Below are 12,863 nucleotides of genomic sequence, written 5' to 3'. Positions count from 1 at the left end.
CGTGACCCAGCACACGTACGAAACTGTTTCGTTTCTATCCGGGGTGCGCTACCTTCGTCACGTACGAAACCGTGTCGTTCGGAGTCAGGAAGGTGAGCGAGATGACTGAGGTCGCCACCGCGCGTCGCAGTCGGATCACCCCCGAGCGGGAGGCCGAGCTCTACACGGCCGTGCTCGACCTGCTCCGTGAAGTCGGCTACGACGCCCTCACCATGGACGCCGTCGCCGCGCGCACCCGGTCCAGCAAGGCCACCCTCTACCGCCAGTGGGGCGGCAAGCCCGAGCTGGTGGCCAGGGCGATCCGGCACAACAAGCCGGGCAGCATCGCCGACATCGACACCGGCTCCCTGCGGGGCGACCTGCACGCCCTCACCTCCCGTGAGGACGACTGCACCATGCAGCAGAACGCCGCGCTGATGCGGGGCCTGTTCATGGCGGTGCACGCCAACCCCGACCTCCTCCGGGCGTTCAAGGAACTCCTCGTGGAGCCGGAGATGGAGGAGTTCCACCGGGTGGTGCAGCGGGCCGTCGACAGAGGCGAGGTCCGCGCCGACTGCCCGGCGCTGGGCTACGTCGTCCACATGCTCATCGGCGCGTTCGCGACGCGCACGCTGATCGACGACCAGCCGCCGACACAACAGTTCCTCATCTCGTACATCGACGCCGTGGTCCTCCCCGCCCTCGGCGTGCCCACCGAGTAGTCCCCCTCAGCCAGCACCTACCTGACGTATCCGCTCACGTCGTCGGGCCGATCACCCCTGCCCTGAACACCCCACGACTGACCGGGAGTACGCCCTCGTGGCCACTTTCCTCTACAAACTCGGCCGGCTCTCGTTCCGGCGGCGGCACTTCGTCGCCCTGATATGGGTGGCGCTGCTGACCCTCGCCGGTGTCGGCGCGGCCGGCGCCCCCGCCGCGGGCAACAGCTCGTTCTCCATCCCCGGCACCGAGGCCCAGAAGGCCTTCGACCTGCTGGAGCAGCGCTTCCCCGGCACCAGTGCCGACGGAGCCACCGCACGCGTCGTCTTCAAGGCGCCGAGCGGCGAGAAGATGACCGACCCCGGCAACAAGGCGACGGTGAAGGAGACGGTGAAGGAGCTGTCCGACGGCTCCGAGGTCGTCCGCGTCACCGACCCGTACCAGGCGAAGGCCGTCAGCAAGGACGGCACGATCGCGTACGCGCAGGTGTCGTACAAGGTCTCCGGCATGGAGCTGGACGACGCGGCGAAGGACGCCCTCAAGGACAGCGCGCAGGACGCGCGCGCGGCCGGGCTGACCGTCGAGATCGGCGGCGACGCGCTCCAGGCCGTTCCGCACACCGGCTCCAGCGAGATCATCGGCATCGCGGTCGCCGCGGTCGTCCTGGTCATCACCTTCGGCTCACTGGTCACGGCCGGGCTGCCGCTGCTGACCGCGCTGATCGGCGTGGGCATCGGCGTCTCCGCGATCACGGGCCTGGCCAGTGCGCTGGACCTCGGCTCGACCACCTCCATCCTCGCGATGATGATCGGCCTGGCCGTCGGTATCGACTACGCCCTGTTCATCGTCTCCCGCTACCGCGCCGAACTGGCCGAGGGCCGCGAACGCGAGGAGGCGGCGGGCCGAGCCGTCGGCACGGCGGGCTCCGCCGTGGTCTTCGCGGGTCTGACCGTGGTCATCGCACTGGTGGGCCTGTCCGTCGTCAACATCCCGATGCTGACGAAGATGGGCATCGCGGCGGCCGGCACGGTGGCCATCGCGGTGCTGATCGCTCTGACGATGGTCCCGGCCCTGCTCGGCTATGCGGGCCGCAAGGTCAAGCCGGCGGGGGAGAAGGGCAAGCTCCTCGGCCGGGCGAAGAAGAAGGACCGGCCGGCCAAGCCGAACCTGGGCACACGCTGGGCGAGCTTCGTCGTACGCCGCCCGGTCGCCGTCCTGCTGCTCGGCGTCATCGGGCTCGGCGCGGCCGCCGTCCCGGCGACCTCCCTCGAACTGGGCCTGCCCGACGACGGCTCCCAGCCCACCTCCACCACCCAGCGCCGCGCCTACGACCTGCTGTCCGAGGGCTTCGGGCCGGGCTTCAACGGCCCGCTGATGGTCGTCGTCGACGCGCAGGACAGCGACGACCCCAAGGCGGTCTTCGCCGAGACCGGCGACGAGATCAAGGGCCTGAAGGACGTCGTCACGGTCACGCCGGCACAGCCCAACAAGGCCGGTGACACCGCCACCATCACCGTCATCCCCGGCTCCAAGCCGTCCTCCGTCACCACGGAGAACCTGGTGCACGGCATCCGGGACGCGGGCGCCGGCATCAAGGCCGACACCGACGCGAACGTCCTGGTCACCGGCAGCACGGCGATGAACATCGACGTCAGCGAGAAGCTCAACGACGCGCTGGTGCCGTATCTGGTGCTGGTCGTCGGGCTGGCCTTCCTCCTGCTGATCGTGGTGTTCCGCTCGATCCTGGTCCCGCTGAAGGCGGCCCTCGGCTTCCTGCTGTCGGTGATGGCGGCCCTCGGCGCGGTCGTCGCGGTCTTCCAGTGGGGCTGGCTGTCCGGCCTGATGGGCGTGGAGCAGACCGGGCCGGTCATGTCGATGATGCCGATCTTCATGGTCGGCGTGGTCTTCGGCCTCGCGATGGACTACGAGGTGTTCCTCGTGACCCGGATGCGGGAGGCCTACGTGCACGGCGAGAAGCCCGCGCAGGCCGTGGTCACCGGGTTCCGGCACGGCGCGCGGGTCGTCACCGCCGCCGCGGTCATCATGATGGCCGTCTTCGCCGGCTTCATCGGCTCGTCCGAGTCCATGGTCAAGATGATCGGCTTCGGCCTCGCGATCGCGGTGTTCTTCGACGCGTTCGTCGTCCGCATGGCCATCGTCCCGGCCGTCCTGGCCCTCCTCGGCCGCAAGGCCTGGTGGCTGCCGAAGTGGCTCGACCGCGCGCTGCCCAACGTGGACGTGGAGGGCGAGGGCCTGCGCGCCGCCTCCGGCGATGACGGAGACAGGGAACTGGTGCGCGTCTGACAGCCCGTGAGAGACCGGCCGGTGAGGGCACCGTGGGGACGGAGCGCCCTCGCCGGCCTCTCACCTGGACACGCCGACTTCGGCCCACACCGTCTTGCGCGGGTGCGGGCCCGGGATCACGCCCCAGCGGTCGGCGAGGGCGGCCACCAGCAGGAGGCCCCGGCCGGTGGTGGCGTCCGGGGCCGGCCGGGCGAGGTGCGGAAGCCGGTCACCGCGCGTGTCCGTGATCTCGATACGCAGGGTGCCGCCGACGACGTAGAGCGTCATCCGGAAGTCCCGCCCGGGGACGCGCCCGTGGGTGGCGGCATTGGCCGCGAGCTCGGCGACGATGTGCTCGGCAGGGTCCAACGGCAGCCCCCAGGAGCGGAGTTGCTCCGTGGCGAGGAGCCGGGCGAGCCGGGCTCCCCGCGGTGTGGGGGAGAGCAGCAGGCTGATGTTGCGGATGGCGGTCTCCTGGTTCATGTGACTCAGCGTGGCGGAGCCCGCGCGCAGCGATCGGCCGCAGCAGCGGTGCGTACCACTACTGTCCGGAGCTTGTCTCGTGCTGTCTCGGCTGTCCCGGTCGTTGTACGGGTACGGCTGCGCGATGGAGGTGGGGCATGAACGAGGCTGTCGACGAGGCCGGCTGGGATGTCGAGCCGGGCGACGAGATCGAGCCGCTGGTCCAGGCGGTGGGGAAACTGCTGAAGGTGTGCCGGGAGGCGGCGGGGATGCGGGTCGCCGAGCTGGGCGAGGTGCTCGGCTACGGCGAGGACATGATCCGCAAGATGGAACGGGGAGCGCGGATTCCCCGCCCGGAGTACCTGGACAGGGCGGACCACGTGCTGAATGCCCAGGGGCATCTGAGGGCTTTCACGAAGGAGATGGAGAGGGCTCGGTACCCGAAGAAGGTGCGGGAGCTGGCGCAGTTGGAGGAGCGGGCGGTGGAGATGCTGCTCTACAGCCACCACAACATCCACGGGCTGCTCCAGACGCCGGAGTATGCGAGGGCGTTGTTCGAGATGCGCCAGCCCGCTCTCTCTGCCGATGTGATCGAGCGCGAGAGCGCCGCACGTATGGCTCGCAAGTGTGTCTTCGAGCGGGACCCCGTCCCGGATCTCAGTTTTGTCCAGGAACAGGTGACGCTCGAACGGCCGCTCGGGGGCAAGATGGTGTTGCGCCGCCAACTCGAACACCTGCTGGAGGTAAGCCAGTTGCGGAACGTGGCGCTCCAAATCATGCCGACAGACCGGGAAGAGCACGCGGGTACGCAGGGCCTGATCGAGGTGTTGAAGTTCGCCGACGGCACGGCCATCGGACGGTCCGAGGGCGCGTTCAACGGCCGCCCGGTCTCAAGCCCTCGTGATCTAAGGGTCCTTGAACTGCGCTATGGCATGATCCGGGCGCAGGCTCTCACGCCAAGGGAGTCGCAGACCTTCATCGAGCAAGTGCTGGAGAGACTATGAGCACGCCGGAACTGCACTGGTTCAAGAGCAGCTACAGCAGCAGCAGCGAACCCGGCGACTGCGTAGAGGTCGCCCACACCCCCGCCATGATTCACGTCCGGGACTCCAAGACCCCGGGGACCCCCCACGTGACGGTCGCCTCCGCCACGTGGGAGTCGTTCCTCGGGTACGTCACCGAGTGACAGCCGGGCCTCCTACGCCGCCTGCGGGTGGAGGACCACCTTCGTGTAGCCCTCGACGCGCTTGTCGAACTTCTCGTACGCCGACGACGCCTCGTCCAGAGGCAGCTCGTGCGAGACGACGAAGCTGGGCTTCGCGCGGTCCTCGATGATCATGTCCCGCAGGTGGCGGTTGTACCGCTTGACGTTGCACTGGCCGGTGCCCAAGCGGAGCCCCTTCTCGAAGAGGCGCCCGACGGACACCATGAGCATGCCCTTCTTGGACTGCTCGTCAGGACCGCCCGGATCGCTCGGCACGTACAGGCCGGGGATGCCGAGCGCGCCCGTCGGGCGGACCGTTTCGACCAGGGAGTTCAGAACGATCGCCGGTTCCTCACGGTCCTCGCCCTGCGCCTGCGCCTGGTAGCCCACGGCGTCGATGCCCTTGTCGGTTCCCTCGCCGCCGGTCTGCTCCTTGATCTGCTCCGCCGGGTTGCCCTGGGTGAAGTCGATCGGGATCGCGCCGATCTCCTCGGCCTTCTGGAGGCGTTCCGCCACCCGGTCGACCACGAACACCTTGCTCGCACCGCGCAGCATCGCGGAGTAGGCGGCCATCAGCCCGACCGGACCGGCGCCGTACACGGCGACCGTGTCACCGGGGCGCACGTCGGCCAGCTCGTTGCCGTGGTAGCCCGTCGGGAAGATGTCCGCGAGCAGGACGAAATCGGTCTCCTTCTCGGTGCCCTCCGGGAGCTTCAGGCAGTTGAAGTCGGCGTACGGGACCCGTACGTACTCCGCCTGGCCGCCCGTGTACGGGCCCATGGCGACATAGCCGTAGGCGCCGCCCGCGAAGCCCGGGTTCACCGTCAGGCAGAAGCCCGTGAAGCCCGCCGAACAGTTCTTGCAGAACCCGCAGGCCACATTGAACGGCATGACCACCCGGTCGCCCTTGCTGAGGGTCGTGACCCCCTCTCCTGTCTCCTCGACGACGCCGAGGTTCTCGTGGCCGAACACGATGCCCGGCTCCGCGGCCGTGCGGCCCTCGTACATGTGCAGGTCGGAGCCGCAGATGGCCGTTGACGTGACCCGGACGAGCACATCGTTCGGGTGCTGAATCCGTGGATCCTCCACTTGCTCTATCGCTACCTCGAAGGGCCCCTTGTATACGACAGCCCTCATCGTCAAGCACCTCCGTCTGTGCCGTGGCTCATATACCAGGCTGGTGCATGATGAGACGATTTGCACCCAGAGGAGAAAGGAAGTAGGGCTTTGTCTCGTCGTATCGGCACACTTCTCGTGGCGGTCTCCGGACTGTCCGGCACCACCTACCCGGTCGGGACCCGCGTGGCCATCCAGGGCACCGGCGGATCCGTCGACGGCTTCGTCGACGGCGACTGGCTGCCGCTCGCCTGGTGGGAGTTCGCGGACGTCCGGCCGGAGGAGGCCACCGGCTGAAACGTTCTCGCTTGTCCTCTACACGTACCGCTAGCGTGCAGGGCATGACGACGACAGCCACCACTGACGCCGAGGGCTCCGGAGCCCACCCCCGATTCGCCGAGGCCCTGCGGGAGCTCGGGCTCGGGGACCTCGTGGGACAGGTCCGCCGGTTCCCGGATGCCACCCGTACCGCATCCGAGGCCGCCGCCGCGATCGGGTGCGAGCTGAGCCAGATCTGCAAGTCGCTGATCTTCGCGGCGGACGGCGTTCCCGTACTGGTGCTGATGGACGGTTCCTCCCTGGTCGACCTCGAACTGGTCCGCAAGGAACTCGGCGCCGACCAGGTCACGCGGGCCAAGGTGGACGTCGTGCGGGAGACCACCGGATACGCCATCGGCGGGGTGCCGCCCTTCGGGCACCGGACCAGGACCCGGGTGCTCGCCGACCGGTCCCTGCTGGAGCACGACGTCGTCTGGGCCGCGGCCGGGACGCCGTACGCCGTGTTCCCCATGGCCCCCGAGGACCTCGTGGCCCACGCCGGCGGCACTGTGGTGGACGTGCGCGAGCGCACCGCGTGACTCCGCTGGTCACGGCTGCCGTCCTGCTCGCCGCCGTCACCCACGCCAGCTGGAACGCCATCGCCCACAAGATCACCGACAAGCTGGCCGGCTTCACACTGATCTCGGGCGGGGGCGTCCTGATCGGGCTGGCCCTCGCGCCCTTCGTGGCCTTTCCGGCGGCTGCGGCCTGGCCGTACCTGATCGCCTCCGCCGCCGTCCACATCGCCTACTACGCCCTGCTGATGACGTCCTTCCGGCTGGGCGACTTCGGGCAGGCCTATCCCATCGCCCGGGGCACCGCGCCCCTCGTCGTGACCCTGCTCGCCGCCCTGTTCGCACACGAGGTGCCCGACGGGTGGGCCGCCGCCGGGATCGCCCTGTCCTGCGCGGGGCTGACCGGCGTCGCCCTGTGGGGACTGCGCGGGCGGCGGCCCGACTGGGCGGCGATCGGCGCGGCCCTGGCGACCGGGCTGACCATAGCGGTGTACACCGTCCTCGACGGTCTCGGTGTGCGGGCCTCCGGGTCCTCCCTCGGCTACATCGCCTGGCTGATGGCGGTGCAGGGGGTCGTCATCCCGGCGTACGCCGTGTGGCGCCGGCGCGGGGAGACCGTCGCCCTGCTCCGGCCCTTCGCCGGGCTCGGGCTGCTCGGCGCCGCGCTGTCCGTCGCCGCCTACGCCCTCGTCCTGTGGGCCCAGACCAGGGCCGAGCTCGCGCCCATCGCGGCCCTGCGCGAGTCGTCGATCATCGTGGGCGCGGCCATCGGGGCGGTGTTCTTCAAGGAGCGGTTCGGCGCGCCGAGGATCGCGGCGGCCGGGCTGCTGGTCGTCGGCATCGGGCTGATGCTGCACGCCGGATAGGGGACCGTCAGGCGGGTGCGGCCGGCCCGTGCGAGGAGCACTCTGGAACTAAGCGTTCCGGAGGTGATCGTCATGATGCACACCACCGTGGGGTGGCACGTCGAGATGGAGTTCACGGAGGACGACCAGCACACGAAAGCGGCCGCGATGGTCCGCCTGCCCGATGGCACCGAGGTACGGGCGCACGGCCACGCGAGCCGGCACCGGACCGACGCCAATCAGCCGAGGGTCGGGGAGGAGATCGCCGGGGCGAGGGCGCTCAACGAACTCGCCATGCAGTTGCTGACCAAAGCCCACGAGGAGATCGACCAGGCCTCCGGGCGCACCTCGCACCCCATCCACGTATAGACGCTCCTAGAGGTCCAGCACACCCCGGACTGCCCGCACCAGCCCCTGCGCCCGCGGGTCCGCCGTCACGGTCTTGCGGAAGCCGTTGGTGACGTAGCCGAAGGCGATTCCCGTCTCCGGGTCGGCGAAGCCGAGGGCGCCGCCGCGGCCCGGGTGGCCGAAGGAGGCCGGGGTGAGGAGCGGCGACGCGCTGCCGTGCAGCATGTAGCCGAGGCCGAAGCGGGTGCCCACCACCAGGACGCGGTCGGGGCCCGCCGACTCCTCGGCCCGGGCCAGGTCCACCGTCTCCGGTGTGAACAGGCGCGCGGCGCCGGCCGTGTCGCCGATCAGGGTCGCGTAGAAGCGGGCCAGTCCGTCCGCTGTCGCCACGGCGTTCGTCGCGGGGAGGGCGGCCGCGCGGTAGGCGGGGTCGTTCTGGTCCGGGAACGGGGAGATCGCGGCGAACGCCCGGCGGGTGAGGGAGGCCGGGTCCTCGTAGGCCTCGGTGACCGAACGCTTCGGGCGGGCCCGCAGACCTCCGGTGGGCTCGGCCCCCTCGACGCGGCCCACCCGCCCGGCCCGGCCGGCCTCCGACTCCGGCAGGCCCAGCCAGAGGTCCAGGCCCAGCGGGCCGGTGACCTGGGAGGCGAGCCAGGCCCCGGTGCCCTGCCCGGTGACGCGCCGCACCAGCTCGTCGAGCAGCCAGCCGTAGGTGAGGGCGTGATAGCCGTGGTCGGTGCCGGGCTCCCAGACGGGAGCCTGCGCGGCGACGGCCTCGGGGCCCTTCAGCGGGTCGAGGGCGTCCTGCGGGGTGAGCGGCCGGTCGAGGACGGGCAGACCGGCGCGGTGGTTCAGCACGTGCCGGACCAGCACCCGCTCCTTGCCCCGCGCCTTGAACTCGGGCCAGTAGTGCCCCACCGGCGCGTCCAGGTCCAGCTGACCGCGCTGGTGCAGCAGCAGGAGTACGGCGGCGGCGACCCCCTTCGTCGCCGAGCGCACGACCTGGGCGGTGCCGCGCTCCCAGGGAGCGGTGCCGTCGACGTCCTTGGTGCCGCCCCACAGGTCGACGACCTTGCCGCCGTCCCGGTAGACGGCGACCGCCGCGCCCCGGTCCCCGAGCGTCGAGAAGTTCCGTACGAACGCGTCCCTCACCGGCTCGAAGCCCTCGGCCACTGTGCCGTGCACGTCCACGCCCGTACTCCTCGTCTCGCCGCTGTGCCCGCTGTGCCCGCTGTGCCCGCGTGCCCGCTGTGTTCCCCCTAGCCAAGCAGGATGGTCACGTCGATGTTCCCGCGGGTCGCGTTCGAGTACGGGCAGACCTCGTGGGCCGCGTCCACCAGCCTGGTCGCGAGGTCGGCGTCGACGACCGGCAGCGAGACGCTGAGGGCGACCGCCAGGCCGTAGCCGCGCTGCTGGTTGGGGCCGATGCCGACCTTCGCGGAGACCGTGGAGCCGGTCAGGTCGTAGCCCTCGCGGTTGCCGACGAGGATCAGGGCGTTGTGAAAGCAGGAGCTGTAGCCGGCGGCGAAGAGCTGTTCCGGGTTGGTGCCGTTGCCGTCGCCGCCGAGCTGCGGGGGCATGGCGACCTTGAGGTCGAGCTGCCCGTCCTGGCTGGTGACGTAGCCTTCGCGGCCACCGTGGGCGGTGGCCTCCGCCACGAACATGATCTTCGTCGGGCGGGTGTCGACGGCGGGGCCGTCAGTCATGCTGTCCTCCACCGGAACCAAGTGCGCACAAACACATCGTGCACAAGGTACTGGCCGGTAACTCCCCTGTCATGCCCAGGGGATGGCAACCGCGGGTAACCCTCAGCGGGCCCGGGCCGCCGCCGACTCCGCCCGCTCGGCCAGCCGCCACAGCTCCGCACGCAGCCGCCCGGCCTCCGTGCCGTCGAGTCCCGTCGCCGCGGCCAGCACGCCGGGCACCCGCCCCGCCCGCTCCCGGAGTTCCTCCCCGCGCCCCGTCACCGCCACGAGCACCGACCGCTCGTCCCGCGCCGACCGCTCACGCCGGATCAGACCGGCCGCCTCCAGCCGCTTCAGCAGCGGCGAGACCGTGCCGTAGTCGAGACGCAGGGCCGCGGCCAGCTCCTTCACCGGCGTCTCACCGCGCTCCCAGAGGACCAGCAGCACCAGGTACTGGGGGTAGGTGAGGCCCAGGTCGTCGAGGAGCGGGCGGTACGCCGCCGTCACCGCGCGCTGGGCGGCGTACAGCGCGAAGCACAGCTGGTCGTCCAGCCGCGGTGATCCGTCGCTCTCCTCGTTCGTCACGCGGCCATTGTCACGGACGGGCCGGAGCCGCCGGGACGGAACGCGGATCGAAACCGAACGGCAGCTCCAGACGGTGGGCCCGCATCAGCTCCTCGTCGGAGAGCAGCTCGCCGGTCGGCCCGTCGGCCGCGATCACGCCGTCGCTGAGGATCAGGGAGCGCGGGCACAGCTCCAGGGCGTAGGGCAGGTCGTGCGTCACCATCAGTACGGTCACGTCCAGGGAGCGCAGGATGTCCGCCAGTTCGCGGCGGGAGGCCGGGTCGAGGTTGGAGGACGGCTCGTCCAGCACGAGGATCTCCGGCTCCATCGCCAGCACGGTCGCGACGGCCACCCGGCGGCGCTGGCCGAAGGAGAGGTGGTGCGGGGGCCGGTCCTTGAACTCCGCCATGCCCACCCGCTCCAGCGCGCGCTGCACGCGCTCCTCCAGCTCCGGCCCCTTCAGCCCGGCCGCCGCCGGTCCGAACGCCACGTCCTCCCGGACCGTCGGCATGAACAGCTGGTCGTCCGGGTCCTGGAAGACGATGCCGACCCGGCGCCGGACCTCGGCCATGTTCCGCTGGTCCACGGGCAGCCCGGCGACCTTCACCGTGCCCGCGCCGCCGGTCAGGATGCCGTTGAGGTGCAGGACGAGGGTCGTCTTGCCGGCGCCGTTCGGCCCGAGCAGCGCGACCCGCTCACCGCGCGCGACCGAGAAGTCGACGCCGAAGAGGGCCTGGTGCCCGTCGGGGTAGGCGAAAGCGAGGCCCGAGACCTCCAGAGAAGCAGTCACAGGGTCCATCCCAGCAGACAGACGAGCAGCGCGGCGCAGGGGAGGGCGAGGGCGTACGACCACTGCGCCCGGGACGCGGTCACCTCGTCGATGACGGGCATGGAACCGGCGTACCCCCGGCTGACCATGGCCAGGTGCACCCGCTCGCCGCGCTCGTAGGAGCGGATGAACAGCGCCCCGGCCGACTTGGCGAGCACACCCCAGTGCTTGACGCCCTTCGCCTCGAAGCCGCGGGACTCCCGGGCGATCCGCATGCGCCGCATCTCGTCGGTGATGACGTCGCCGTAGCGGATCATGAAGGACGCGATCTGCACGAGCAGCGGCGGGAGTCTGAGACGCTGTAGGCCCAGCAGCAGTTCGCGCAGTTCCGTCGTGGCGGCCAGCAGCACCGAGGCCGCGACGCCCAAGGTGCCCTTGGCCAGCACGTTCCAGGCGCCCCACAGGCCGTTCACGCTCAGGGACAGGCCGAGGACGTCGACCCGCTCGCCCTCCGCCACGAACGGCATGAGCACCGCGAACGCGACGAACGGCACCTCGATCAGCAGCCGCCGGAGCAGGAAGCCGGCGGGCACACGGGCGACGCACGCGACGGCCCCGAGCAGCACGGCGTACAGCCCGAACGCCCACATCGCCTCGCGCGGCGTCGACACCACGACGACCACGAAGGCGAACACGGCGGCGAGTTTGGTGTGCGGCGGCAGGCCGTGCACGGGCGAGTGCCCGTGCCGGTACAGCTTGTGCGCGTGCCCGGCTCCCACGTCAGACGCTCGTGCTCGTCGTGCTCGTGGTGTCCGGCGTGCTCGTCGTGTCCGGCGTGCCCGTCGTGCTCGACGTCTCCGTCGGGGAGGCGTCGTCCGTGCGGCGGCGGCGCACCGCCCAGAACACGCCGGTGCCCGCGACGACCGTGACGCCCACGCCGATGACACCCGCCAGCCCTCCGGACAGACGGGCGTCGTCGACGTCCTCGACGCCGTAGTCGGCGAGCGGGGAGCCGGCCGTGGAGTGCTCCTCGGTCTTCTTGTCGATGCCGTGGTCGGCGGCGACCTTCTCCAGGCCGTCGGGGTCGGCCGAGGCGTAGAAGCTGACGAACCCGGCCAGCACGAGGGAGGCGACCAGGCCGGCCGCCCACACCTTGCGGTGCGAGGTCCGGGCGGCGGCCGGTACGGGCTCGGGACCGGCGGTGGGGGCGTCGACCAGTTCGCCGTTCACCCGCAGCTTGAGATTCTGCGTCAGCCCGCGCGCCCCGTACACCAGGTCCGGGCGGACGGCGATGACCGCGCCGACGGTCAGTGCGGTGATCACGGCCTCGCCGATGCCGATCAGGACGTGCACGCCGACCATGGCGGTGGCGACCTTGCCGATCGAGACGTCGGTGGTGCCGCCGATCGCGTACATCAGCGTGAAGGCCAGCGCGGCGGCCGGGACGGAGACCAGGGCCGCGACGAAGGCGGCAGAGGTGACCGACCGGCGGGTGCGGGGCAGCACCTTCACCAGGCCGCGGAAGAGGGCGTAGGCCACGACCGTCGTGACGATCGCCATGTTGGTGATGTTCACGCCCAGCGCGGTCAGACCGCCGTCCGCGAACAGGATGCCCTGCATCAGCAGGACGACGGAGACGCACAGCACCCCGGTGTACGGGCCGACGAGTATCGCCGCCAGCGCACCGCCGAGGAGATGGCCACTGGTCCCCGCGGCTACCGGGAAGTTCAGCATCTGCACGGCGAAGATGAACGCCGCCACGAGCCCGGCCAGCGGCGCCGTGCGCTCGTCGAGTTCGCGGCGTGCGCCGCGCAGGCTCACGGCGATGGCGCCCGCGGCGATCACACCGGTGGCGGTGGAGGTGGGCGCGTCGATGAATCCGTCAGGTACATGCACCGTTCGATGATGTGGCTTGATGCGAACGGTTTGCAAGAGCGTGCCGCTCGTTTTATCTCACTCGTGCTATATCCGGCTCCAGAAGCGCAATCCAGAAAATATGCGACATTGGAGAGGGAGTGGACGCACGGTTTCCACTCGGATTGCGCACGGTGAAGG

At 70.6% G+C, this 12,863-nt stretch carries 16 protein-coding genes; 8 read left to right on the top strand and 8 right to left on the bottom strand.

The annotated features are described in order from the left end of the window. The first annotated feature begins 101 nt into the window (after positions 1 to 101). Positions 102 to 701, top strand: coding sequence for a TetR/AcrR family transcriptional regulator (locus GTY56_RS37970; RefSeq protein ID WP_161369809.1), 600 nt, complete (start codon positions 102 to 104; stop codon positions 699 to 701). Between the two features lie 97 nt (positions 702 to 798). After that, on the top strand, positions 799 to 3,003 hold the full coding sequence (locus GTY56_RS37965; RefSeq protein WP_161369808.1) for an MMPL family transporter: 2,205 nt from the start codon (positions 799 to 801) through the stop codon (positions 3,001 to 3,003). Between the two features lie 60 nt (positions 3,004 to 3,063). Here the strand turns inward: GTY56_RS37965 and GTY56_RS37960 are convergent, their stop codons facing one another. Then, positions 3,064 to 3,465: an ATP-binding protein gene (locus tag GTY56_RS37960; protein ID WP_161369807.1), complete on the bottom strand. Its 402-nt coding sequence runs from the start codon at positions 3,463 to 3,465 to the stop codon at positions 3,064 to 3,066. Positions 3,466 to 3,602: 137 nt separating this feature from the next. On the opposite strand from GTY56_RS37960, the gene GTY56_RS37955 reads away from it, so the two are divergent. Together GTY56_RS37955 and GTY56_RS37950 are read left to right on the top strand one after the other, a co-directional pair. Further along, positions 3,603 to 4,448 carry a helix-turn-helix domain-containing protein gene (locus GTY56_RS37955; protein ID WP_161369806.1) on the top strand — a complete coding sequence of 282 codons (846 nt, stop codon included), beginning with the start codon at positions 3,603 to 3,605 and terminating at the stop codon, positions 4,446 to 4,448. After that, entirely contained in the window at positions 4,445 to 4,630 is a 186-nt protein-coding gene (locus GTY56_RS37950; protein ID WP_161369805.1) for a DUF397 domain-containing protein, read from the top strand. The genes GTY56_RS37955 and GTY56_RS37950 overlap by 4 nt, the downstream gene beginning before the upstream one ends. Before the next feature lie 12 nt (positions 4,631 to 4,642). Here the strand turns inward: GTY56_RS37950 and GTY56_RS37945 are convergent, their stop codons facing one another. After that, positions 4,643 to 5,785, bottom strand: coding sequence for a glutathione-independent formaldehyde dehydrogenase (locus GTY56_RS37945; protein WP_161369804.1), 1,143 nt, complete (start codon positions 5,783 to 5,785; stop codon positions 4,643 to 4,645). A 90-nt stretch (positions 5,786 to 5,875) separates the two neighbouring features. Here GTY56_RS37945 and GTY56_RS37940 point away from each other — a divergent pair, with 90 nt between their 5' ends. The 4 genes from GTY56_RS37940 (at position 5,876) to GTY56_RS37925 (ending at position 7,811) form a co-directional block, all read left to right on the top strand. Next, positions 5,876 to 6,061 (top strand): hypothetical protein, encoded by a 186-nt coding sequence (locus GTY56_RS37940; protein WP_107457033.1) that lies wholly within the window; start codon positions 5,876 to 5,878, stop codon positions 6,059 to 6,061. Between the two features lie 44 nt (positions 6,062 to 6,105). Then, positions 6,106 to 6,621 (top strand): YbaK/EbsC family protein, encoded by a 516-nt coding sequence (locus GTY56_RS37935; RefSeq protein WP_161369803.1) that lies wholly within the window; start codon positions 6,106 to 6,108, stop codon positions 6,619 to 6,621. After that, positions 6,618 to 7,463 (top strand): EamA family transporter, encoded by an 846-nt coding sequence (locus GTY56_RS37930; protein ID WP_161369802.1) that lies wholly within the window; start codon positions 6,618 to 6,620, stop codon positions 7,461 to 7,463. Before GTY56_RS37935 ends, GTY56_RS37930 begins: the two co-directional genes overlap by 4 nt. Positions 7,464 to 7,535: 72 nt before the next feature. Beyond that, positions 7,536 to 7,811: a DUF1876 domain-containing protein gene (locus tag GTY56_RS37925; RefSeq protein ID WP_161369801.1), complete on the top strand. Its 276-nt coding sequence runs from the start codon at positions 7,536 to 7,538 to the stop codon at positions 7,809 to 7,811. Positions 7,812 to 7,817: 6 nt separating this feature from the next. Here the strand turns inward: GTY56_RS37925 and GTY56_RS37920 are convergent, their stop codons facing one another. The 6 genes from GTY56_RS37920 to GTY56_RS37895 form a co-directional block, all read right to left on the bottom strand. After that, on the bottom strand, positions 7,818 to 8,981 hold the full coding sequence (locus GTY56_RS37920) for a serine hydrolase (RefSeq protein ID WP_161369800.1): 1,164 nt from the start codon (positions 8,979 to 8,981) through the stop codon (positions 7,818 to 7,820). Positions 8,982 to 9,049: 68 nt separating this feature from the next. Beyond that, positions 9,050 to 9,496, bottom strand: a complete 447-nt coding sequence (locus tag GTY56_RS37915; protein WP_033312106.1) for an organic hydroperoxide resistance protein — start codon at positions 9,494 to 9,496, stop codon at positions 9,050 to 9,052. 102 nt (positions 9,497 to 9,598) lie between these two features. Next, positions 9,599 to 10,060 (bottom strand): transcriptional regulator, SarA/Rot family, encoded by a 462-nt coding sequence (locus GTY56_RS37910; RefSeq protein WP_161369799.1) that lies wholly within the window; start codon positions 10,058 to 10,060, stop codon positions 9,599 to 9,601. A 10-nt stretch (positions 10,061 to 10,070) separates the two neighbouring features. After that, the gene (locus GTY56_RS37905) at positions 10,071 to 10,838 is read right to left on the bottom strand and encodes an energy-coupling factor ABC transporter ATP-binding protein (protein WP_161369798.1); all 768 of its coding nucleotides are present in this window, start codon (positions 10,836 to 10,838) and stop codon (positions 10,071 to 10,073) included. Then, entirely contained in the window at positions 10,826 to 11,587 is a 762-nt protein-coding gene (cbiQ, locus tag GTY56_RS37900) for a cobalt ECF transporter T component CbiQ (protein WP_161369797.1), read from the bottom strand. The genes GTY56_RS37905 and cbiQ overlap by 13 nt, the downstream gene beginning before the upstream one ends. A gap of 1 nt (position 11,588) precedes the next feature. Beyond that, positions 11,589 to 12,704 carry an energy-coupling factor ABC transporter permease gene (locus GTY56_RS37895; protein WP_161369796.1) on the bottom strand — a complete coding sequence of 372 codons (1,116 nt, stop codon included), beginning with the start codon at positions 12,702 to 12,704 and terminating at the stop codon, positions 11,589 to 11,591. Positions 12,705 to 12,863: the final 159 nt, after the last annotated feature.

The organism is Streptomyces sp. SID5643 (assembly GCF_009872555.1).
Classification (GTDB): Bacteria; Actinomycetota; Actinomycetes; order Streptomycetales; family Streptomycetaceae; genus Streptomyces; species Streptomyces iakyrus.
Note: the sequence above shows the minus strand (reverse complement) of the source record. Positions and strands in the feature narration are given on the sequence as shown.

Bases quoted from the DNA above. Each gene is read 5' to 3' on its own strand.
- GTY56_RS37925 (WP_161369801.1), top strand. From the start codon at position 7,536: ATGATGCACACCACCGTGGGGTGGCACGTCGAGATGGAGTTCACGGAG.
- GTY56_RS37970 (WP_161369809.1), top strand. From the start codon at position 102: ATGACTGAGGTCGCCACCGCGCGTCGCAGTCGGATCACCCCCGAGCGG.
- GTY56_RS37950 (WP_161369805.1), top strand. From the start codon at position 4,445: ATGAGCACGCCGGAACTGCACTGGTTCAAGAGCAGCTACAGCAGCAGC.
- GTY56_RS37960 (WP_161369807.1), bottom strand. From the start codon at position 3,465: ATGAACCAGGAGACCGCCATCCGCAACATCAGCCTGCTGCTCTCCCCC.
- GTY56_RS37935 (WP_161369803.1), top strand. From the start codon at position 6,106: ATGACGACGACAGCCACCACTGACGCCGAGGGCTCCGGAGCCCACCCC.
- GTY56_RS37915 (WP_033312106.1), bottom strand. From the start codon at position 9,496: ATGACTGACGGCCCCGCCGTCGACACCCGCCCGACGAAGATCATGTTC.
- GTY56_RS37955 (WP_161369806.1), top strand. From the start codon at position 3,603: ATGAACGAGGCTGTCGACGAGGCCGGCTGGGATGTCGAGCCGGGCGAC.
- GTY56_RS37905 (WP_161369798.1), bottom strand. From the start codon at position 10,838: ATGGACCCTGTGACTGCTTCTCTGGAGGTCTCGGGCCTCGCTTTCGCC.
- GTY56_RS37945 (WP_161369804.1), bottom strand. From the start codon at position 5,785: ATGAGGGCTGTCGTATACAAGGGGCCCTTCGAGGTAGCGATAGAGCAA.